The sequence below is a fragment of the Streptomyces sp. NPDC057617 genome (assembly GCF_042800555.1).
In the GTDB taxonomy this organism is placed as follows: domain Bacteria; phylum Actinomycetota; class Actinomycetes; order Streptomycetales; family Streptomycetaceae; genus Streptomyces.
The window spans coordinates 1,130,705-1,152,011 of the sequence record NZ_JBHVGV010000001.1; the positions used below are offsets into that span (position 1 = coordinate 1,130,705).

18 protein-coding genes and 1 pseudogene are annotated in these 21,307 nt (G+C 69.5%); 8 read left to right on the forward strand and 11 right to left on the reverse strand.

The annotated features are described in order from the left end of the window. Positions 1 to 39 precede the first annotated feature (39 nt). Positions 40 to 1,542: a phosphoesterase gene (locus ACFU9P_RS04905; protein ID WP_376379224.1), complete on the reverse strand. Its 1,503-nt coding sequence runs from the start codon at positions 1,540 to 1,542 to the stop codon at positions 40 to 42. Positions 1,543 to 1,770: 228 nt separating this feature from the next. Here ACFU9P_RS04905 and ACFU9P_RS04910 point away from each other — a divergent pair, with 228 nt between their 5' ends. Continuing rightward, positions 1,771 to 2,811 carry an NlpC/P60 family protein gene (locus ACFU9P_RS04910; RefSeq protein WP_376379227.1) on the forward strand — a complete coding sequence of 347 codons (1,041 nt, stop codon included), beginning with the start codon at positions 1,771 to 1,773 and terminating at the stop codon, positions 2,809 to 2,811. Between the two features lie 54 nt (positions 2,812 to 2,865). Here ACFU9P_RS04910 and ACFU9P_RS04915 read toward each other — a convergent pair whose 3' ends face one another. The 3 genes from ACFU9P_RS04915 to ACFU9P_RS04925 form a co-directional block, all read right to left on the reverse strand. Next, positions 2,866 to 3,777, reverse strand: coding sequence for a M56 family metallopeptidase (locus ACFU9P_RS04915; RefSeq protein ID WP_384077803.1), 912 nt, complete (start codon positions 3,775 to 3,777; stop codon positions 2,866 to 2,868). Further along, entirely contained in the window at positions 3,774 to 4,142 is a 369-nt protein-coding gene (locus ACFU9P_RS04920) for a BlaI/MecI/CopY family transcriptional regulator (RefSeq protein ID WP_376379233.1), read from the reverse strand. The genes ACFU9P_RS04915 and ACFU9P_RS04920 overlap by 4 nt, the downstream gene beginning before the upstream one ends. A gap of 102 nt (positions 4,143 to 4,244) precedes the next feature. Further along, positions 4,245 to 6,314, reverse strand: coding sequence for a dynamin family protein (locus ACFU9P_RS04925; protein ID WP_376379236.1), 2,070 nt, complete (start codon positions 6,312 to 6,314; stop codon positions 4,245 to 4,247). Between the two features lie 745 nt (positions 6,315 to 7,059). On the opposite strand from ACFU9P_RS04925, the gene ACFU9P_RS04930 reads away from it, so the two are divergent. Beyond that, positions 7,060 to 8,163: a PLP-dependent cysteine synthase family protein gene (locus tag ACFU9P_RS04930; RefSeq protein ID WP_384077804.1), complete on the forward strand. Its 1,104-nt coding sequence runs from the start codon at positions 7,060 to 7,062 to the stop codon at positions 8,161 to 8,163. Then, positions 8,160 to 9,434 carry an MFS transporter gene (locus tag ACFU9P_RS04935; protein ID WP_384077805.1) on the forward strand — a complete coding sequence of 425 codons (1,275 nt, stop codon included), beginning with the start codon at positions 8,160 to 8,162 and terminating at the stop codon, positions 9,432 to 9,434. Before ACFU9P_RS04930 ends, ACFU9P_RS04935 begins: the two co-directional genes overlap by 4 nt. 74 nt (positions 9,435 to 9,508) lie before the next feature. Here ACFU9P_RS04935 and ACFU9P_RS04940 read toward each other — a convergent pair whose 3' ends face one another. The 6 genes from ACFU9P_RS04940 to ACFU9P_RS04965 all read right to left on the reverse strand — a co-directional run bounded on the left by ACFU9P_RS04940 (position 9,509) and on the right by ACFU9P_RS04965 (position 14,620). Continuing rightward, positions 9,509 to 10,249: a DUF1775 domain-containing protein gene (locus ACFU9P_RS04940; RefSeq protein ID WP_384077806.1), complete on the reverse strand. Its 741-nt coding sequence runs from the start codon at positions 10,247 to 10,249 to the stop codon at positions 9,509 to 9,511. Positions 10,250 to 10,307: 58 nt separating this feature from the next. Next, positions 10,308 to 10,868: a hypothetical protein gene (locus tag ACFU9P_RS04945; protein ID WP_384077807.1), complete on the reverse strand. Its 561-nt coding sequence runs from the start codon at positions 10,866 to 10,868 to the stop codon at positions 10,308 to 10,310. A gap of 167 nt (positions 10,869 to 11,035) precedes the next feature. Continuing rightward, positions 11,036 to 11,860 (reverse strand): ABC transporter ATP-binding protein, encoded by an 825-nt coding sequence (locus ACFU9P_RS04950; protein ID WP_384077808.1) that lies wholly within the window; start codon positions 11,858 to 11,860, stop codon positions 11,036 to 11,038. A gap of 92 nt (positions 11,861 to 11,952) precedes the next feature. Beyond that, the gene (locus ACFU9P_RS04955; RefSeq protein WP_384077809.1) at positions 11,953 to 12,807 is read right to left on the reverse strand and encodes an ABC transporter permease; all 855 of its coding nucleotides are present in this window, start codon (positions 12,805 to 12,807) and stop codon (positions 11,953 to 11,955) included. After that, positions 12,771 to 13,625 carry an ABC transporter permease gene (locus tag ACFU9P_RS04960; RefSeq protein WP_384077810.1) on the reverse strand — a complete coding sequence of 285 codons (855 nt, stop codon included), beginning with the start codon at positions 13,623 to 13,625 and terminating at the stop codon, positions 12,771 to 12,773. The genes ACFU9P_RS04955 and ACFU9P_RS04960 overlap by 37 nt, the downstream gene beginning before the upstream one ends. After that, positions 13,622 to 14,620 carry an ABC transporter substrate-binding protein gene (locus ACFU9P_RS04965; RefSeq protein ID WP_384077811.1) on the reverse strand — a complete coding sequence of 333 codons (999 nt, stop codon included), beginning with the start codon at positions 14,618 to 14,620 and terminating at the stop codon, positions 13,622 to 13,624. Before ACFU9P_RS04965 ends, ACFU9P_RS04960 begins: the two co-directional genes overlap by 4 nt. A gap of 139 nt (positions 14,621 to 14,759) precedes the next feature. On the opposite strand from ACFU9P_RS04965, the gene ACFU9P_RS04970 reads away from it, so the two are divergent. Both ACFU9P_RS04970 and ACFU9P_RS04975 read left to right on the forward strand, forming a co-directional pair. Then, positions 14,760 to 16,202, forward strand: coding sequence for an FAD-dependent oxidoreductase (locus tag ACFU9P_RS04970; protein ID WP_384077812.1), 1,443 nt, complete (start codon positions 14,760 to 14,762; stop codon positions 16,200 to 16,202). Positions 16,203 to 16,304: 102 nt separating this feature from the next. After that, positions 16,305 to 17,033 carry a GntR family transcriptional regulator gene (locus tag ACFU9P_RS04975; RefSeq protein ID WP_384077813.1) on the forward strand — a complete coding sequence of 243 codons (729 nt, stop codon included), beginning with the start codon at positions 16,305 to 16,307 and terminating at the stop codon, positions 17,031 to 17,033. Positions 17,034 to 17,124: 91 nt separating this feature from the next. Here ACFU9P_RS04975 and ACFU9P_RS04980 read toward each other — a convergent pair whose 3' ends face one another. Then, positions 17,125 to 17,634, reverse strand: coding sequence for an Lrp/AsnC family transcriptional regulator (locus ACFU9P_RS04980; RefSeq protein WP_384077814.1), 510 nt, complete (start codon positions 17,632 to 17,634; stop codon positions 17,125 to 17,127). A gap of 118 nt (positions 17,635 to 17,752) precedes the next feature. On the opposite strand from ACFU9P_RS04980, the gene pdhA reads away from it, so the two are divergent. From pdhA to ACFU9P_RS04995, 3 genes and pseudogenes are all read left to right on the forward strand, one after another. Beyond that, positions 17,753 to 18,859: a pyruvate dehydrogenase (acetyl-transferring) E1 component subunit alpha gene (pdhA, locus tag ACFU9P_RS04985; RefSeq protein ID WP_384077815.1), complete on the forward strand. Its 1,107-nt coding sequence runs from the start codon at positions 17,753 to 17,755 to the stop codon at positions 18,857 to 18,859. Positions 18,860 to 18,862: 3 nt separating this feature from the next. After that, positions 18,863 to 19,879: pseudogene (locus ACFU9P_RS04990) on the forward strand (alpha-ketoacid dehydrogenase subunit beta); the annotation flags it as partial. Beyond that, the gene (locus ACFU9P_RS04995) at positions 19,876 to 21,252 is read left to right on the forward strand and encodes a dihydrolipoamide acetyltransferase family protein (protein ID WP_384077816.1); all 1,377 of its coding nucleotides are present in this window, start codon (positions 19,876 to 19,878) and stop codon (positions 21,250 to 21,252) included. The pseudogene ACFU9P_RS04990 and the gene ACFU9P_RS04995, both read left to right, overlap by 4 nt. The last annotated feature ends 55 nt before the right edge of the window (positions 21,253 to 21,307 follow it).

Below are 21,307 nucleotides of genomic sequence, written 5' to 3' on the forward strand. Positions count from 1 at the left end.
GCACCCGTGGCCGTCGGACTTGACCTACGTGTCCGGGAACTAGCGGACGTGGACGAAGACCGGGTTCGAGTAGAACCACAGGTCGTCCCACGGGCTCTCCAGCCCGTCCGCGAGCGGCTCCGCCTCGTCGGTGCTCGTGCCGCGGACGCGGGCGTACAGGTCGCCCTCGACGTTGCGCAGGGTGTGCTTGATGACGTACTCCTTGCCCTGCTTGCGCCAGTCGCGCGGGCCGAACCGTGCCACGACCTTGGTGGTCGGGTTGGTGTCGGTGTCGAGGCTGGCGCTCGGGCCGGTGATCTGACCGGTGATCAGGTCCACACGGCGGACCTCGGGCCGGTCGCCGTTGCCGTTCTTGCCCTCCAGCGGACGGAACCGGATCTCGATCTCGACGTCCGTACGGTTACGGCGGCTCACCGTGAGCGTCTCGCCCATGGCGGCCTCGTCACCGCGGTTGCTCGCCGTCAGGTCGAGGCTGGTGATCAGGTCGCCGGTGCCGACCCAGACGCGGCCGTTGCGCAGCCCGTCCATGATGTCGGCGTAGTCCTGCCGGGCCAGCACATGGGTCTTGCTGTACTCGCCCGGCCAGAAGTCGGAGCCGCCGCGGGTCCAGTGCACATGCGAGTCCGAGGTCGCGGTGATCCACCAGCGCCGGCCCTCACCGAGCAGCGAGTCCCACAGCCCGCCCACACGCGCCGTCATCTGGTCGAAGCCACCGTGCGTCGGGTAGTTGCCGTACCCGCCGCGCGCACCGCCGTTGAGCGGACCGGCCTGGTGACCGGGCGCGCCCTCGAAGCCCACGTAGATCTCCGGCGCGACGTTGTTGCCGTTGCGGAACTCACGCGGGGTGTCCTGCCCGTACACACCGAGACCGGTCGCCGAGCGCGAGGCGTGGTGGGCGATGACCAGCGGCTTGCGCCGCATGTCCTTCGCGGCCTTCAGGAACTCGATCATCTTCGCCTCGGTGTCCCGGCCCGGATCGGCGGGGAAGGCGTCATGCTTGGCGAAGCGGCTCTCCAGCTCGAAGAGCTGCTGCGCCTCGTCGCTGTGGTGGGGAATCATCAGCGTGTGGTGGTCCAGGGCGGGGGCGTCGAACTCCATCCCCCAGAACTGGAGGACCTCGGGCACCAGCACACGCGAGCGCAGCAGATCGGGGTAGGCCTGCTCCAGGTTCACCTTGGAGTGCGTCGGACCACCGTGGTCGGTGCACATCACCCAGGTGAGACCGAAGTTCTTCGCCATGATCGCGTTGGTGACGATCGGGTAGACCGCGTCGGCGCCCTTGTGGAACGTCGGCGGGTTCGTCGACGTGTCGAACTCACCGCTGTACTCCGAGTGCACATGGTGATCACCGGCACGCCACACCCGCTTGCCGGAGTCGCCGGACTTCTCCTGCTTGCGGTCGTCGTTGTCGTGGGCGTACGCCGTACCGGCTCCCACGAGCGGGGTCGCGGCGGCCAACGTCGCCCCCACACCCGCGAACTTGACCAGCCGGCGCCGCGAGATCGCCGTCTGCTCAGGGTCTTCGATGTTCTTGTCCGTCACGGTGAAACCTCTCGTCAACAAACACTGGGGGGCGATGGCCGAGTGTCAAAGATCAAACCGAACACAACATGAACAGGGGTCAGGACTACTGAGAACAACGGAATCCGACCCCCGGGAGCCGAGCCCAACGAACCGCCCCGCCCATCGCCCGCCTTGTTACTAAAGAACTAAGCTCTATAGTATTAACCCACAAGCCTTCGTGAGATCGATCAGAAGGAGACCGCCGCAGTGGCGTCCCACCGTCGTCCCAAGCAGACCAGCCAGGCCTACGCGGCCGTTGTCACGGCGACGGCCGCCGCGGCCGTCGCCGTGACGGCACAGTCGGCTTCGGCCGATCCGCTGCCGGACCCCAACAAGAAGGGTGTCCAGGCGCAGATCGACCGGCTGTACGAGGAGGCCACACAGGCCACCGAGAAGTACAACGGGGCGAAGGAGAAGGCCGGCGTCCTGCAGAAGCAGGTGGATGATCTGCAGGACACCGCCGCGCGCAAGCAGAGCGATCTCAACGACCTGCGGACCCGGCTCGGTTCGATAGCCGCGGCCCAGTACCGGACCGGCGGGCTCGACCCGTCCGTCCAGCTTCTGCTCTCGTCCGATCCGGACGGCTACCTCGACAACGCTTCCGCGCTCGACCAGTTGAGCGCCCGGCAGATCACCGCGCTCAACCAGTACCAGTCGCAGCAGCGTGATCTCCAGCAACAGCGCAGCCAGGCCTCGGAGAAGCTCAAGGACCTCCAGGAGACCCGCGAGGAACTCGGGGACAGGAAGAAGGAGATCCAGGGCAAGCTCGCACAGGCGCAACGGCTGCTCAACACCCTCACGGCCGAGGAGCGGGCCGAACGGTCCGCCGAGGAGGAGCGCGCCAACCGGTCCAGCGAGCGGGTGCAACTGGGCAACGAGGCCAGCGCCTCCCAGCGGGCCGCCGCGGCCTTCGAAGCGGCGAAGAGCCGGGTCGGGATGCCCTACGTATGGGGCGCGACGGGACCGAACTCCTTCGACTGCAGCGGGCTGACCTCCTGGTCGTTCAACCAGGCGGGAGTGTCGATCCCCCGTACGTCACAGGCCCAGGCGAACGTCGGCACCCGGATCAACTCCCTGAGCGCGCTCAAGCCCGGCGATCTCATCATCATGCGTACGGACCTGAGCCATGTCGGTTTCTACGCGGGGAACGGGCAGATCCTGCACTCGCCGAAGCCGGGCGCCCAGGTGCGGTACGAATCGATCGCCCGGAGCGGTATGCCGTTCATGTGGGGCGTCCGCATCGGCTGACGGCCGGCCGCGGCCCCGGCCCCGGTCCCGGTCCCGGCTCCGGGCCCGCAGAGGTCAGCCGAGGCCGGGAGAGCAGGCGACCAGCAACGGCAGTACGGGAACCACCGTGGCCAGCGCGGCGATTGCCCACGCGACGGCGGGGTGCGGTGCACTGCGGGGGACGAGGATCCGCTTCATGCGGACCGCGACATTCCCGCCGCCCACCGCGAGCGCTCCCCTCGGCGCCCGGGCCGCCGCCATCTCGTACATCGCGGTGGCGAGCACCTCGTGCGGGTGGCTGCGCAGCGCGCGGTCGTCCGCGGCCATCTCCAGCAGAAGCGCCGTCTGTTCCCTGCCCAGGCGGGCCAGTGGAAGACGGCGGAAGACCGAGTGGAACGCCTCCATGGCCGCCAGCGCCAGATGGTGACGGCCCGCGACATGGGCGCGCTCGTGCTCCAGAACGGCGTCGAGCTGTTCGGGCGACAGTTCACGGAGGGCGGCGTCGCTGATGACGATCCGGGGGCGGCGCCCCGGCAGACAGTAGGCTGCCGGTCTCTCGTACGGCAGTACGGTGGCACGCAGCCGGGCCGAATGACGCCCCACCAGGTCCACGGCGTCCCTGTGCCGGTCCCGCAGGCGTCGTGCGCGTACGAGATGGAACGTGAAGCTCGCGGCCAGCACCGAGAAGACGGCGCTCGGCAGTGCGACGGCGAGCCGGTCCGCCGTACCGGGATCGGGCCGGCCCGTGCCCAGGTGCAGACCGCAGTGGTGCAGGACGCCCACGAGTCCGGCGTGCAGATGCTCGGTCGGTACGGCCAGGCCGACCGCGGCGAGCGCGACCGCGATCGAGAACGAGACCGCCAGCGCCTGCCACACCACCGCCCCCAGCACGGGAATCCGGTGGGGCCAGGCACTGCGCAGCAGCAACGGGGGCACGACCACGCCGACCACCGCCGCGTACCCGGTCAGCGCGGGAACCGCGTTCACGGCCTGGCCTGTCGTCCCACGCTCCGCAGCGCCTTGTGGAGGGCGTCGATCTCCTCGGGGGTCATGTTCTCGACGAAGTGCATCAGCGCCGCCGGGCGGTCCCGGCTGGTTTCCAGTCCGTCCTCCATCAGCGCGGCGGCGTACGCCTCCCGGCTGCGCGCGGGTGTGTAGAGCCAGGCGCGGCCCTGTCGGTCGCGCAGCAGCCAGCCCTTGGTGAACAGGATGTTGGTGACGGTCATCACCGTTGTGTACGCGACGGGCCGGGTCTCATTGATGTCGTCGACGATCTCGCGCACCGTGGCCGGACGGTCCCATGTCCACAGGCGGTCCATGATCTCCGCCTCAAGATGCCCCAGCCGCCGCATGGCCGTTGTCTTCCTTCCCTCACCGAGTACGCGGAGCCATAGTAGGCGTCGGCGCAGATCCGTCTCCCTCCAGGAAAGTCACCCCCGCGGTTGGGTACGCCGTCAGTCCGCCTCGAAACCCCGGAGGGTGTCGACGAGAAGCCGCCCCTCGGTGCAGAGTGGTTCGAGTTCGTCGATGAGACCCTGCCGGACCTGGTTCTCGGGGTTCGCGATGCGCTCCCGTACGAGATCACGTGACTGTTCGAGCTGCTCGCGGTACTGCGCCAGATTGTCCGCCAGATGGTCGATGACATCCGTACCCTGCACGCTCGTGGCAAGCGTGAACTGGTCCATCACCGCCGTGACTTCGGCGTCCATGGCGCTGATCCACTCGTCCTGGAGAGCCTCCAGCGAGCTGATCGCGCCCTTCCGGCGCTGAATCACGAGATAGACCGCGGCGGCCACCCCGGCGACCAGACCGGCGGGCGGGAAGATGGTGCCGGCCGCGGCCAGACCGTACAGCCAGCCACCGCTCGCCGCGACGGGGGTGACGATACCGACCAGTGCCGCCGCCCGCTGCACCACGTCGTGGCGGCTGGCCGGCCGCCGGGCCGGCAGGGGCGTCGACGAGAGCCCGGCCACGTCGAGGCTGAACTCCGGGAGCCGTCCTGCGAGTTCCTGGTCGCCCAGAGCCTGTTCCACCGTCTGGACGACGTCCTGTTTGAAGGCGGCGAACTGCTCGGTCCACAGTGTCGCGGGACCGGTGGGGCCTTCCAGCCAGGTGCGGAGCGCCTGTGCCTTCGAGACCTGGATCTCGTTCGCCCTGGCCGGCTTGGTGAGGTCGGTGGCCTTGATCGTGGCGTCCAGTTCGCCGTGGAGATGGCCGGCCAGCCGGCTGAAGGGACGGACGGACCGCGCGATACGGTTCTGGAGCTTGCGCTCCAGGTCCTCGCGCAGCCGCGGCAGCGCCGAGTCCAGCGACTCCATGCGCTGCTGCTGACTTGTCAGCAGTTCCTTGAGTTCGTCGATCTCCAGACGTTCGGTACTCAGACGTTCGTCGAGCAACTGGCGCCGCGGTGTGAGCAGGACCCGGGCCTCCGCCGCGACGGCGGCGATATGGCGGGTGCCCGTACCCCTGTTGATCAGTTCCTCGATCGCCCGGTGCAGTGTGTCCATCCGGCCTTCCGCGCGCAGCCGTCGCGCTTTGGCCTCGTCCCCGTCCTCACTGAGTTTGACCGCGCGGGCCTCCAGGGCGGGCGAGACCGGCAGGAAGCCCTCACCGATGAAGCCCAGATCCGGCCGGCCGCCCGGCAGCTTGAAGTTGTCCCTCAGATAGGCGTTGTTGCGGGCGATGCTCGCCTTCCACTCCGGATCGTTCCGCAGATCGAGATTGGACGCCGCGTCGATGGCGGTGACGACCCACACCACCCGTTTCCCCGACAGCAAATAGTGGTCGTAGAGGAAGCGGATCAGGTCGAGGTCCCTCTCCGAGAGGGTCCGGGTGGCGTGCGACACGTACATGAAGCAGTCCGCGTCGGCCATCGCGGCGCGCACGATCTCGTCGTGGACCGGGTTCGGCGAACCGTAGCCGGGCAGGTCGTAGAGCTTCGCCGGAAGCCTGGCACCGGCCAGCATGATTTCGAGCTCGGCGACCTCACGGCCCCGGTGCTCCCTGAGCCGGTCCGTCACATCCGCGTCCTGCATCGCGTACGCGGCCACCACTGAGGGGGCCGGTGAGTTGCCGACGTCCTCCCACTCGTCCTCCGGCGAGTCGGTGAAGCGGACCCGCAGATAGCCGGTGCCCGAAGCGTCGACGGCGGACTGGCCGTCCACCGGGACCACACTGGCGGGACAAGCGGTGGTGGGTGCCGGGGAGGAGGGCAGCAGTCCCACGAACTTGTCCGCGGTCCGGCCGTCGCCGGTGGGCACCTCGACCAGTTCGAGACCGGACTGCAGACCGCTCAGCAGAAAGCTCTTGCCGGACGAGAAGGCGCCCAGCAGCGCCACATTGATCAGCGCCGAGGCCGCCCGTGTGCGCAGCCGCTTCACCGTGTCGGCGTCACCGAGAAGGTCCTCCGGCCATCCCGCCGGGGTCTCGGGAGCGTCGGACGCGGCGCGCAGCCACGCCTCGCACCGGTCGAGAGCAGCGCGCAGTTCGTCCCGCACTTCGTCCAGGTCCCTTGGCACAGTCATGGCACACATATAACCGAGGCCGGGGCCGGCGGTCAGCCGTATCCACGATATGTGCTCATTCCGGTGCGGGGCCGAACCCGGGGCCGAACTCGCTGCCCGCGAGGGGGAATTCGGTACGGACACCCTGCGCGTCCGCTGCTCCCTCACCCGTTCGGCGGCTCCCCTCGCCATCGCCGGCCTCCACGCACGGTAGCGTGTGCGTCACTGTGCGAATTCAGTCGGAGTGTTTCCGTGAGCACGGCAGATGGGTGGTCGCCCTGCTGCTGGGGGCTCTGGCTGCCCTGTTGATCGGCGGCTGTGACAGCGGTGGGCATCACCGGCTGCTCGATCCCCGTTCCGACCGTCCGGCGGCCTCGGCCTCGGAGCTTTCGTCGGAGTGTGCCGAACCGGATCCTTCCTGCGCTCCGGTGGCCGAACACCATCTCGCCGGGCAGGTGGATGAACGCCAGCCGCTCCAGGCCCTTTCCGCAACGGTCGGCGACCGGCCGCGGGTGACCGGCTCGCCTCTGTGCGCCGGCGCGCCGCGGCGCGGGCCTCCCGCCGCGGGCGGGCGTGAAGTGCTCAGTCAGGGGTGTGTGTCCAGGACGTGACCGGGCCCGGCTGCTCCGGTGTGCGGCGATGTGCCGCCCGCCGACGGGCGGCCTGACGGCCCCGATCGCTCCTCTCCTGGGGTGACGCGGTGCGTTGCCGGCAGGTGGCGTCACCGCGGTGTGCCCCGGGTCGTACGAAGGACACCAACCGCACAATGACTGAACTCCCCCTGCCCGTACGGCCAATCAGCTCACCTCGCAGTGTGCTGGGCGCTGTCGGCAACACGCCCGTGCTGTGGGTGGACGAACCGTTCACCACCGCGCCCGAAGGGTTCTGGGCGAAACTCGAAGGCTTCAACCCCGGCGGCATCAAGGACCGGGCCGCCCTGCACATGGTCGCCCGGGCCCGTGAGCGCGGAGACCTGCGTCCCGGTGCCCCGGTCGTGGAATCGACCTCCGGCACTCTCGGCCTGGGCCTTGCCCTGGCCGGGGTGCTGCACGGGCATCCGGTGCATCTGGTCACCGACCCGGGCATGGAACCGATCGTGGAGCGGATGCTCGCCGCTCACGGGGCCACGCTGTACGTCGTCGACCGGCCTCATCCGGAAGGAGGCTGGCAGGAAGCGCGCCGTCAGAGGGTCGCCGAACTCCTGGCCGCGTACCCGGGGGCGTGGTGCCCGGACCAGTATCACAACCCCGACAACGTGGCCGCGTACACCGGACTCGCCGACGAACTCGCCGGCCAGTTGCAGCGCATCGATGTGCTGGTGTGTGCGGTCGGCACCGGTGGCCACTCGGCCGGGATCGCCCGCGGTCTGCGCGCCCGTATGCCCGCGATGCGGCTCGTCGGAGTCGACACGGTCGGGTCCACGATCTTCGGCCAGCCCGCCCGCACTCGGCTGATGCGCGGGCTGGGCTCGTCCATCTATCCGCGCAATGTGGACTACGGCGCCTTCAGCGAAGTCCACTGGGTCGCCCCCGCCGAGGCCGTCTGGTCGGCGCGGCGCCTGGCCGCGCGGCAGTTCGCCACCGGCGGCTGGAGTGTGGGCGCGGTCGCCCTGGTGGCCGGATGGCTGGCCCGTACACAACCCGAAGGGACCCGCGTCGCCGCTGTCTTCCCCGACGGACCGCACCGCTACTTCGACACGGTCTTCAACGACGACTACTGCCGGGCCCACGGTCTCCTCCTCACGGAAGAACCCATCGGGCCGGCGGTCGTCTCCCGGCCCGACGAAGCGGAAGTGACCCGGTGGACGCGCTGCTCCACGGTCGTCGATCCGCTGTCCGCCACCACGGTGGTGGAAGGGAGCCGGCGGTGAACTCGACCTGGAAGAAGGCCCGTTCGTTCGATGCCACCGTTCAGCTGCTGCTGGTGAACCAGCTCACCATCAACCTCGGCTTCTACATGCTGATGCCCTATCTGGCCGCTCATCTGTCGGGCTCGCTGGCTCTGGGCGCCTGGGCGGTCGGGCTCATCCTGGGGATGCGCAACCTGTCGCAGCAGGGCATGTTCCTCATCGGCGGAATGCTCGCCGACCGGCTCGGCCACCGGCCGTTGATCATCGCCGGGTGTGCGCTTCGTACGGTCGGTTTCGCCGGGCTCGCCGTCGCCGACTCTCTGCCGGGTCTGCTGGCGGCTTCGGCCGCGACCGGTCTGGCCGGCGCCCTGTTCAATCCCGCCGTCCGCGCGTATCTCGCCGCCGAGGCGGGTGAGCGTCGCGTCGAGGCGTTCGCGCTCTTCAATGTCTTCTACCAGGCGGGAGTGCTGCTCGGCCCGCTGATCGGACTGGCGCTGACCGCTGTGGCGTTCCCGGTCACCTGCGCGGTGGCGGCGGCGCTCTTCGCGGTGCTGACGCTGTTGCAGTTGCGGCGGCTGCCCGTACGGGAGAGGGCCTCGGGCGGACAGGAGGCGACCTGGCGCGAGCAGGCGGCGACGGTGCTGCGCAACCGGCCCTTCTGGCTGTTCGCCGCCGCCATGACCGGCTCGTACGTCCTGTCGTTCCAGATGTATCTCGCGCTGCCACTGGAGACGAAACGCCTGGTGGGCGACGGTGTGTACGGCATCGCGGCGACCAGTGCGCTGTTCGTCGTCTCCGGTCTGGTCGCACTCGCCGGACAGATGCGCATCACCGCGTGGTGTCAGCGTACGTGGACGCCTCATCGCTGTCTGGTCGCCGGGCTCGCACTCATGGCGGTGGCTTTCCTGCCCCCGGCCCTCACCTCAAGTGCCGTTCCCGCGCGGGGTGGTTGGGGGGCCGTGCTGGTCATGGTGCCGCTGGTGGTGTGCGCCGGTCTGCTGGCGGCGGCTACCGCGGTGCTGTATCCGTTCGAGATGGACACGATCGTCGCCCTGTCCGGCGGGCGGTGGGTCGCCACCCACTACGGCCTCTACAACACCGTCTGCGGCATCGGCATCACCGTGGGGAATCTGGCCACGGGCGCTGTCGTCGACGCCGGCCGCCACACCGGTTTCGCCGCGCTGCCGTGGGTGGTCCTCGCGCTGGTCGGGGCGGGGTGCGCGACGGCGGTCGCGGCCCTGGCCCGCGGCGGGCACCTCGGTGTGGCAACTCCCGCCGTGGTACGGGCGTGACGTAGCGGGTACGGACACGGCGCAGGCGGGTGCTGGTGCGCGCCGGGCGGTCGCGCACCAGCACCCTCGGGCGCCTACGCCTGGCTACGGCCGCGCCGTACCCACCACACCCCGGCGCCCACGACCAGGACGATCACGACGGCGATCGCCGCGACGATCACTCCGGTGTTGCTGCCGGAGTCCTCTGCCGCTGACGCGTCGGCGGATGTCTTCGCCGTGGCGGTGGGAGCAGTCGTGGACGAAGCCGGGGAGGAGGAGCTGACGCTCGGTTCCGGTGTCGGGCTCGGGCTCGGGCTCGGGGCGATGGGGGTGGCTCCCGGTGCCGCCGCTTCGAGTTCCAGTACCGGCGCCGGGTTCTCCACCTTCTCGCCGTCGCCGGGCACCTCGATCCAGCGGGAGATGTCGCCGTCGCTGTACGTTTCGACGGTCTTGAACGCCAGCGACTTCGCGTCCGGCAACTGCCGTACCGTAACGCTGTGTTCGGCGTCCGTTCCCGCCGCGAGCGCGGGACCGCCCACGGTGTATCCGTCGGCGGTCGCCGTCAGTTTCCACCCCTCGGGTGCCTCTTTGAGCGCGACCATGTCCGGCGCGATGCCCTGGGGCAGGACAATCCTGAGTTCCTTGATCCCCGCCTCGCTCCTCTCGGCCTCCGAGGTGAAACTCAGTGTGACGTTCTCGGCCAGGGCCCGCGAGTCGGAAGCGGTGACCTCGGCATGCGCGGCAGCGGGCCCGGCCGCCGCGGCCAGGACGACCACGGCGGCGGCCGTCGTCACGGCGCAGCGCCGCAGGACAAGGGCGATTGATGATGTGTTCACGATGATCGGGCTCTCTCGGTACGGGCGGACTCATCCCGGATACGGGCGGCCCGCCGGGTCAGGGGAACGCCTCTCCTGCCCGGCTGCCCGGAGGGCCCCGGCGTTCGACCACATGTGACAGCAGCGCCTCGGCGCCGGGTGCCGTCGCGGCGTACTGCGGGAACCGGCGTACGGACGCGACCGTACGGAGCGGGGCCGGCCGGCGCCCCAGGGCGGCGGCGACGAGCGCCATCCCGGCTCTGGCCCAGCGGCCGACCGTACAGGGCAGCCCGCTCAGCGCCCGGTCCGCGCGGTACATCAACAGGGCCACGCCGATGGCGGCCCCGCAGTGTGCCAGTGTCATCGCCGTCGCGCCGTGGTACGCCGCGTAACCCGCGCCTGACCCGGCATGTCCGTGGGCATGGCCGTGGCCCGGCGCGGCGGGTGCGGACAGCGCTGTGTGGAGGGCGAGTTGTGCTCCACCCGTAACGGCCGTCACCGTCCACCACGACCGGGCCTTCCCCGCTCCGACGGACGAGACCAACGCGATCGCTGCCGCGGCGGCCAGCAGCCGGGGCCACGGGACGGGTTCCTCCGACGCAAGGTGATGCCCAACTGCCGCAAGTACGGCGCTGGTCACCGTGAAAACCGCAGCTCTCGCCCACCGGCCGCCCGGCCCGAGCCGCCGCGGCCGGCCGGACTCGTGTCCCCCGGGCCAGTTCATGGTGCGCTCATCATCCACGCCCACGCCCCGGCCCGCCGCCCCACCCCCGAATCCCGCCGGACGTCATTGACGCCGGTGGCGGCTCAGCCCTCCTGGATCAGTTTCAGCACGCGTGAGCGCAGAACCGCGAATTCCGGCAGCGACTTGGTGTGGAGCTGGTCCCGGTCGGCCGGCAGCGGTACGTCGACGACCGCCCGTACGGTGGTCGGCCGGCCGGAGAGCACCAGGACCCGGTCGGCGAGGTAGACCGCCTCGTCGATGTCGTGGGTGACAAGCACGACCGTAACGCCGAATTCCCTCCGTACCTTCAGGATCAGGTCCTCCAGATCGGCCCGCGTCTGGGCGTCGACCGACGCGAACGGTTCGTCCATCAGCAGCGCCTCGGGCTGATAGGCCAACGCCCGTGCGATCGCCACCCGTTGCTGCATTCCACCGGACAACTGCCACGGGTACTGGTGCTCGCACCCCTCCAGCCCGACGCCCGCCAGCGCCGCCAGGCCCGCTTCGTGCCGGTCGGTACGGGACAGCCCCTTCGACCGCAGCGGCAGTGTCACATTGCCCAGCACACTCATCCACGGCATCAACGACCGGCTGTAGTCCTGGAAAACCACCGCCAGCTTCTCCGGCGGCCGTTCCACCAGCACCTCGTCCATGAACACCGCGCCGCCCGTCGGTGCCAGCAGGCCGGCAAGACACCGCAGCAAGGTGGTCTTGCCCGCACCGGACGGGCCGACGACACAGACGAACTCCCCGCTGCGGACCTCCGCATCGATACCGTCCAGAACCTGCCTGCCCGAATAGGACTTCGACAGTCCCTTCACACGCAGAACCACGGACTCGCCCGCGGCACCCGCTCCAGGAGTCGTGTCATGGGCACCACGCCCCGTCGAGCCGGTCGTCACAGTCATCTCCAGGTCATCCATCCTGTCCGGTCCACCCGATTCATCCGGTTGTTTCCGCTGCGTACTGTCGGTGGAGGCAGCTCGACGCGCACGGGGACTCACCTCTGCTCCACGCGTTGCATTCCCCGGTGCCAGCGCAGCAGGACGCGTTCCAGACCGCGGAAGGCAACGTTGACGAGGTAGCCGACGATGCCCAGGAACAGCATTCCGGCCCACATGTCGGTGATCGCGAACTGCCGCTGGGCGTGGAGGATACGGAAGCCGATACCGCTGGTGGAGCCGGCCATCTCGCTGAACACGATCACGGTGATGCCGATCGACAGGGCAGTGCGCACCCCGGCGACGATCTGCGGGCTCGCGGCGGGCAGGATCACACGCAGCACCCGGTCGCGGCGGCCGAGCCGGTAGCTGGTGGCCACGTCCCGTACCACCGGGTCCACCGAGCGCACCCCGTCCACGGTGTTCAGCAGGATCGGCCACACCGTGCCGTAGGCGATAAGACTCACCTGCATCTCGGTACCGATGCCGAACAGCAGGAGTGCGGCCGGGACGAGGGCGACCCCGGGGGTGGCGCGTGCGAACTCCAGGACCGGCGCGAACGCGTCCGCCAGAAAGGGGACCAGACCGAGCAGGAGGCCCGCCGTGACCCCGATGACCACGGCAATGCCCAGGCCCGCCGCCAGGTGCACCAGGCTCGGTACGGCGTCCGATCCGAAGTGCGAGAAGAACCAGATCTGTTGCAGCGCCGAGACGCTGTCGGAGAGGGGCGGGTAATACGCCGACGTGCTGTCCGCACTCAGCACCCACCATGTCGCGACAGCCCCCACCGGCAGGATCAGTTCCAGGGCCAGTCCGGACAGCAGCCGGAGCGGCCGGCCGCCGGGCGCTCCGGCCCGGCCGCCCGGCGGGGCCTTCGTCAGCCCGCCGCGGCGGGACGGTACGCCGAGTGCCATCGCAGTGTCCTCCTCTCAAGCGCGAGCAGACCCCGGTTGAGCAGGATGCCCAGCAGTCCGATGACGACGACCATGGCCCACATCCGGGGAACGTCGCCGCCTTGTTCATAGCGGGTCATCTCGGCGCCCAGTCCGGGTGCTCCGCCGATGAGCTGGGCCGCGATGGCCAGCAGCAGGCTCATGGTGGCGGCGACCCGGATCCCGGTGGCGACGAAGGGGGAGGCGCTGGGCAGCACGACGAAGCAGATGTAGTGCCATCGCCCGATTCCATAGGTCCGCGCCATGTCCCGCAGGTTCGGGTCGAGTTGATGCATGCCGTACATGCTCTGCAGAAGTACGGGCCACAGCGATCCGAAGACCACCAGGACCAGCGCCATTTTCGTGGTGGCGCCGTATTCGAGCAGGACCAGCGGGATGAGGGCGATGGGCGGGATGGAGCGCAGGAAGTCGATGCTGAAACGGGAGAAGCGGTAGAGCAGCCCGCTCGCGCCGAGCAGCAGCCCCACCGGGACCGCGGCGGCCAGCGAGAGACCGAGGCCGATCGCCCACGTGGAGGCGGTGTCCCCGACGGCCGACCACAATGAGCCGTCGGTGAGCGTCGATCCGAGCGCGCGGCCGATGTCCCAGGGCGCGGCGATGGCCGCGTCCGGCAGAGCGCCGATGACCACGAGCAACTGCCATACGGCGAGCGTCAGTACGACGCACAGGACACGCGCGCCGAGCAGCGCCGCCCGCCGGTTCGGCACACCGGCCGTCTTCGGCGGGGCCGCGCCGGCGGTGTGCGGGGAAGCTTCGGTGACGGTGTTCACGGTGGTCACGGCTGGGCGACCAGCATGTACGAGCTCAGGTCGACGGGGGAGTCGAGAATTCCGTACTTGACCATGAGTGTCTGGAGGTCGTCGAGCGTCTGCCGGCTCAACGGCTGGTCCGGGAAGGTGGGGAGCACGATCTTGGCCAGGTCCTCGGCACTGGTCTCGGTCGACTCGGCCGCCACCTCCCGGATCTTCGCCGGATCCTTGCTCAGCGTCACATTGGCCGTGTCCAGCGACTCCGAGAACGCCTGGACCACTTCGGGGTGGCTCTTGGCATAGCTTTCGGACGTCAGGTAGACGCTGTTCGGCACCGTGGGCATCGATGTGGACATCACCGGCACCAGATCCGTGAGACCCGCCGACCGTGCCTGGGACACGAACGGTTCGTTGAGCACCGCCCCGTCGACCTTCCCGTTCTCGACCGCGGCGACCATCTGTGTGAAGGACATCTCCACGAACCGGACATCCTTCGATGTCCCGCCCTTGGCGTCGATCGCCGCCCGCGCGGCCACCTCCGCGAGCCCGCCCAGCGCGTTGACGGCGACGGTCCTGCCGGACAGTCCCGCCACCGAGGTGACCTTGCCGGGCGCCACCACCAGGACCGTGGAGTCCTTGGCCGCTTCGGTGGCGTTCACACTGCCCTGTCCCACGATCTTCACAGCCATCTTCTCGCTGATCGCCTTGATCGCACCGAGCGGGTCGGCAGCGGTGAACTGGATCTGTCCGTTGAGCAGCATGGGCAGCGCCTGAGCGCCTGACGTCACCTGCTGCGGTGACACCTTGAGGTTGTTCGCCTTGAATGTGCCGTCCTGTGTCGCGAGGTACAGCGACGCGTTGGTCAGCGTCGGAGACGAGCCGACCTTCAACGATGTCAGGCCGGCACTGTCACCGGACGACGAACCGGCGTCGTCCGCCGACCCGGAACCGCAGCCGGTCAGCAGGAGAACGGCCCCTGCGACGAGCGTTGCGGTGAGAGAAGCTGAACAGAAGTGCTTGGCCATGAGGACCTCTCGCCAGTCAGCCGCGATCGAATGCTGCGATGGTCATCAGATTTCACTATCATGTCAATAGTATTTCCTAGATATATCTGCTTGCCTCAATCCAGGAGGCCGACCGGACGACAACAGTGGAGGCGGGCCGATGAGCGGCAGGAAGACGACCGGGCGTACCCCGGACCTCGTGGTGATCGGCAGCGGAGTGGCCGGTCTGGCGGCCGCGGTGGAGGCCGCGGAGGCGGGGCTCGATGTGCGGCTCCTTGAGGCGGCCGACACGATCGGCGGGGCGTCGGTGATGAGCGGGGCGGCCTGCTTCCTGGTCGACACCCCGCTCCAGCGGTCGCAGGGCATCACCGACAGTGTCGAACTGGCCATGGCCGACTGGCAGCGGATGGGCGGGCCGACCGCGGACCTGGAGTGGGCTCGCCGCTACGTCGCCGACAGCGCCCGCGAGGTGTACGAGTGGTGCGCCGGTCTCGGCATCGAGTGGCAAAGCCTAGGCCGGCCGGAAGGCAACAGTGTGCCGCGCTGGCACATCCCGGCCGGATGGGGCCGCCGGATCGTCGAGGTGCTCGAAGCCCGCGCACGAGCGCTCGGAGTGACCGTCCGTACCGGCGTCACCGCCGAGGAGCTGTGCCGTACCGGCGGCCGGATCACCGCTGTACGGACCCGTTCCGCGGGAATCGGCGAGACACTCGCCGCAGGTGCCGTGGCGGTGTGCACCGGCGGTTATGTCGGGCGCATCGACATGGTGCTGAAACACTCCGCCGCGCTGCGCGAACTCCCCCGTGTCCTCGCGGGAGGCTCACCGACCGCGGTCGGGCTCGGGCACGGCCTGCTGGAGGCGTGCGGCGCGGAATTCACCAACCTCGACCATGTGTGGATCTACCCCACCGGTACCCCCGACCCGAGCGACCGCACCGGCGCCCGTGGGCTCGGCATCCGCGGTGTGACCACGGAGATCTGGCTCAACACCGAGGGCCGCAGGTTCCACGACGAGTCCCTCCGCGGAGGCCACTCCGGTACCGGAGCGCTGCTGGACCAGCCCGGACGCACGGCCTGGTCGGTCTTCTCGGCGGCCGAGGCCGAGCACGTCCTGCTGATCGACAACGAACACTACGGAACCCCGGCGGGCCCGGACCCGGCCGCGATGAAACGGTTCTGGACGGAGTCCGCGTACGTACGGACGGCCGCCGACCCTGCCGCGCTTGCCCGTGCCACGGGGCTCCCCGAGGAGGCCGTGGTTCAGGCGATCGGCGAATTCAACACGGCCGTGCGTACGGGCGCCGTCCACGACCCGCTGACCGGCCGCGCCATGGCCGGTCTGACCGAGCTGACCGGCGAGCTGATCGCCGTACAGCTCTTCCCGATGGCCCAGAAGAACCTCGGCGGGGTGCACACGGGTCCGGAGTGCGAGGTGCTGACCGTCTCCGGCGAGCCGGTCGAGGGTCTGTACGCCGCCGGTGAAGTCGCGGGCATGGCGGGAGGAAGGATCAACGGGCGAGCGGCCCTCGAAGGCACGATGTTCGGACCGTGTCTTTACTCCGGCAGGATCGCGGGACGGGCCGCCGCGCGCCGGGCCCGGTGAGAGCGGCGCGCCGGGCCCGGCGGGGGTCCGCGGACGGGTTCGGCGGGATGAAGGAGCAGGCAGTTGTTCCGGCTCGGACGGTCAGATATACCTTGGGCATTGTTGACGACGGAGGTGGTCGGGTCCATGGCGGAGCAGCGCAGGACTCTGGTGGCGGCCGAGCCGGGAGCCGAGCAGCCCGCTCGCAGACTCTCGCTGACCGAGCAGGTCTACCACCGGCTCAAGGAGGAGATCCTCCAGGTCCGCCACGGTCCCGGCGAGCTGCTCCTCGAACCCGAACTCGCCACGCGCTACGGCATTTCGAAGACCCCGGTCCGCGAGGCCCTGCGGCTGCTGCTCCAGGACGGCTGGGTCCTGGTGATGCCGCGCAAGGGCTATCTCGTACGCCCGGTCCGGCTGGAGGACATCCGTGAGGTGTTCGAGGTCCGCCGGATGATAGAACCCGTGATGGCCGGACAGGCGGCACACCTGCGCACCGAAAACGACATCGCCCGGCTGTCCGGCCTCTGCTCCGAGCAGTCCCGCGACGCCGAGTCGATCGAACCCGCGCTGGGCGCGGCACGGGCCTTCCACAGCGAGCTGGCCGCCCTGACCGGCAACGGCAGGGCGCTGGCGATCCTCACCGACCAGCTCGACGAGGTACGGCGGCTGCACCACCTCATGCCGAAGGCCGAGCACCACATCACATCAACCGTGGAACTCGACGCGCACCGCCAGATCCTGGCCGCGGTCGAGGCGAAGGACGCGCGGGCGGCCGCGGATCTGATGAGCGATCACGTCACCGAGGTGGCCGAAGCGATGGTCGACGCCTTCGCGGGCATGCGCCGCTGACAGCACCGCGCGCCGGTTCCGTGTCCGGACGCGGGCCGGTTCCGGTGTCCGGACGCGGGCCGGTTCCGGTGTCCGGATCGTGGCGGTGTGATCACCGGTCCGGAGCGTCCCACTGGGTGCCGAGCCCGTCGGCCTCTTCGAACACCAGCCATGTCCGGGTGGCGCGCACCCCGGGGATGTCCTGGATCGACTCCAGAACGACGTGCCGCAGTGCGGTGTTGTCGGGCGCCCGCACCAGCACCAGCACGTCGTAGTCGCCTCCCACCAGGGCGAAGTGCTCGATGTGCGGAATCTCCCGCAGCCTGCCGGAGACGGCTCGCCAGGCGTTCTGCTCGATGGTCACCGATACGTAGGCGCTCGTGCCCAGCCCGAGTTTTTTCGGGTTCAACTGGGCCGTGAAGCCGGAGATGATGCCGTCCTCCGTCAGCCGGCCGATGCGCGCGTAGGCGTTGGCCCGTGAGATGTGCACGTGATCGGCGAGCGCGCGGACAGACATGCGCCCGTCGCGCCGGAGGGCGGCGATGATCGCGCGGTCGATGGCGTCGAGGCCGGCGGCAGAACGTCCGGCCTCCGGACCCGCGGGGCCGTCAACAATCGACACTTTGTGCTCCGTCCCGAGAGGGATCGGCAATCCTTCTCTTGTTATTACGACTGCTTGAACAGTTATACCGGAACAGGCCACGATTCGCGTGTCAAGTGTCCAAAGAAAGCGGTGCAGCATGTCCGTGAAGGCTCTCCGCCAAGCGGTTGACGGCCTCCTCCCCTCACTCGCGCCGGTGCGCTTCGTGGCCCCCGACGGCCGGCCCGTCAAGCCTCCGTCGGGTTATGCCGAGCCGGCGGACGAGTTGCTGCGCGAGGCCTACCGCCGCATGGTTCTCGGCCGCCGGTTCGACACCCAGGCCACCGCCCTGACCAAGCAGGGACGGCTCGCGGTGTATCCGTCGAGCCGCGGCCAGGAGGCCTGCCAGATCGCCGGCGTCCTGGCACTGCGCGAGCGGGACTGGCTGTTCCCGACGTACCGCGACTCCGTCGCCCTGGTCTCGCGGGGCATCGACCCCATCGAGGTCCTGACCCTGCTCCGCGGTGGCTGGCACTGCGGTTACGACGCGGCCGCCGCCCGCGTGGCTCCCCAGTGCACTCCTCTGGCCACTCAGACGATCCACGCGACCGGCATGGCCGAGGCACTGCGCCGCAAGGGCGAGGACGCCGTCGTCATGGCCTTCATCGGCGACGGCGGAACAAGCGAGGGCGATTTCCACGAAGCCCTCAACTACGCCGCCGTGCTGCGGGCGCCGGTGGTGTTCTTCATCCAGAACAACCAGTACGCGATCTCCGTGCCGCTGTCCCGGCAGACCGCCGCGCCCTCACTGGCGTACAAGGGCATCGGGTACGGGGTGCCGTCCGAGCAGGTAGACGGCAATGACCTGGTAGCCGTCCTGTCGGTGCTGCTGGCCGCTGTGGAGCACGCCCGCTCGGGAGAGGGGCCGTTCCTGGTCGAGGCGCACACGTACCGCATGGAGGCCCACACCAACGCCGACGACCCGACCCGCTACCGGCCGCAGCAAGAGGTGGAGGAGTGGGGCACAGCGGATCCCCTGTCCCGGCTGGAGACATATCTGCGGGGACGGAATCTGCTCGGCACCCAGGACATCGAGGAGGCGAAAGAGGCCGCCGAGGCCTTCGCCGCTCAGGTCAGGGCCGGGATGAACGCCGACGTCGAGGCCGATCCGATGGACCTGTTCGACCATGTCTTCGCCGAACCCACCCCTCAACTACTGGAGCAGCGGGCCCAGCTCGCCGCCGAGTTGCACCCTCAGGAGGACTGATCCATGGCCTCGATGACGATGGCCCAGGCGCTCAACAGCGCGCTGCGTGACGCACTGCGCGCGGACGAGCGGGTGCTGGTCTTCGGCGAGGATGTCGCCGCGCTGGGAGGTGTGTTCCGGATCACGGACGGGCTGACCAAGGAGTTCGGTGAGGACCGCTGTTTCGACACGCCTCTGGCCGAGGCCGGGATCGTCGGCCTCGCGGTGGGCATGGCGATGGGCGGCTTCCGGCCTGTGGTGGAGATGCAGTTCGACGCCTTCGCCTATCCGGCGTTCGAGCAGATCGCCTCGCATGTGGCCAAGCTGCGCAACCGTACCCGCGGGCGCCTCTCCCTGCCCATGGTGATCCGCATCCCGTACGCGGGCGGCATCGGCGGAGTGGAGCACCACTGCGACTCCAGTGAGGCCTATTACGCCCACACCCCTGGCCTGAAGGTCGTCACCCCGGCGACGGCGGAGGACGCCTACTGGCTGCTGCGGGACGCGATCGACGACCCGGACCCCGTGATCTTCATGGAGCCCAAGCGGCTGTACTGGTCGAAGGAGGAAGCCGATACGGGAACCCGTCAGGCCCCGCCGTTCGGACGGGCGGTCGTGCGGCGGAAGGGACACGACGGCACGCTCCTGGCCTACGGTCCGTGTGTTTCCGTGGCCTTGCAGGCGGCCACGGCCGCGGCGGAGGAAGGGATCAGCCTGGAGGTCGTCGACCTGCGCACCATAGTGCCCTTCGACGACGCGACGGTGACGGAGTCCGTACGCAGGACGGGCCGGTGCGTTGTTGTGCAGGAGGCCCAGGGATTCGCCGGTGTCGCCGCCGAGATCACGGCCCGCGTCCAGGAACGCTGCTTCCACTCCCTGGCCGCGCCGGTCCTGCGTGTCACCGGTTTCGACATCCCCTATCCCCCGCCGAAGCTCGAACACGCGCACCTTCCCGGCGTCGACCGTGTGTTGGACGCCGTCGACCGGCTGCAGTTCGACGACGAGCCCGACGTCCGCCACCTCGTCCAGGGGGTGTCATGACGGCGACCAGCATCGGTTCGGAGCAGTTGTTCCGGCTGCCCGACCTCGGTGAAGGCCTGACCGAGGCCGAAATCACCGAGTGGAGGGTGGCGGTCGGCGACACGGTCGAGATCGACCAGATCGTTGTCGAGGTGGAGACCGCGAAGGCGGCCGTCGAGGTGCCGGTCCCCTATGCGGGCACCGTCGTGAGGCTTCACGCCGAGGCGGGAGCGTCCGTGGGTGTCGGTGAACCGCTCATCTCCATCGGTGCCGCGGCTCCGCCGACGGCCCCCGAGAACTCCGCGCAAGCGGCGGCGGCAGCGCGGTACCGCGAAGAGGAGCAGGCCGGTTCTGGCAATGTACTGATCGGCTACGGCACCGGGCACGCCCCGGCCGGCCGGCGCCGCCGGCGCCGTGGCACCCCCGTAGCCTCCACTGCGACACCCGCATCCGCACCCGCACCGGCCACCGCCGCTCCCGCCGGCCACACCGACGCCGGTGGACTCGCTCCGCGTGTGATCTCCCCGCTGGTACGCAGGCTGGCCCGGGAGCAGAACGTGGACATCACGGCACTCGTGCCCAGCGGCCCGTACGGAGTGATCCAGCGCCGGGACGTGGAGCGTGCCATCACGGAGGTGACGGAGCCGGCGGAGGCCACGTCCGTCGATGCCGGGACCGCTGTTGTGGACCGCCGGGACCCGGTGGTGGAGCGGATTCCGCTGCGAGGGCTTCGCCGGGCCGTCGCGGACAAGCTGTCCCGCAGCCGGCGGGAGATCCCTGACGCGACCACCTGGGTCGACGCGGACGCCACCGGACTGCTGACGGCAAAGGGTGTCCTCCAGGCCGCCGACCCGGATCACGGCATCGGTCTGCTCGCCCTCCTGGCCCGCATCTGCGTCGCCGGCTTGCGGCGCTACCCCGAGCTGAACTCGACCGTCGACACGAACAGCAACGAGATCGTCCGGTTCCCCCATGTCAATCTCGGCTTCGCCGCTCAGACGGAACGAGGACTGGTCGTACCCGTCATCCGGGACGCCCATCTCCTGACCACGGCGCAGCTGGCAGCCGAGTTCAAACGTCTCACCGGTCTGGCGCGTTCGGGATCCCTGCCACCCGACTGCCTGACCGGTGGGACCTTTACTCTCAACAATTACGGTGTGTTCGGTGTCGACGGCTCGTCGGCCATCATCAACCACCCTGAAGCGGCCATCGTCGGTTTCGGACGCATCATCGACAAACCGTGGGTGGTGGACGGCGCTCTTGCCGTACGCAAGGTCGTCCAGGTCTCGTTGAGCTTCGACCACCGGGTCTGCGACGGCGGTGTGGCCGGAGGCTTCCTGCGCTACGTGGCCGACTGCGTCGAAAACCCGACAACGCTGCTGGCCGATGTATGAGCAGCCGAGGAGCAGCCGTGCCGGAAGCAGCACACCAGGCGACCATGCCGGTGGA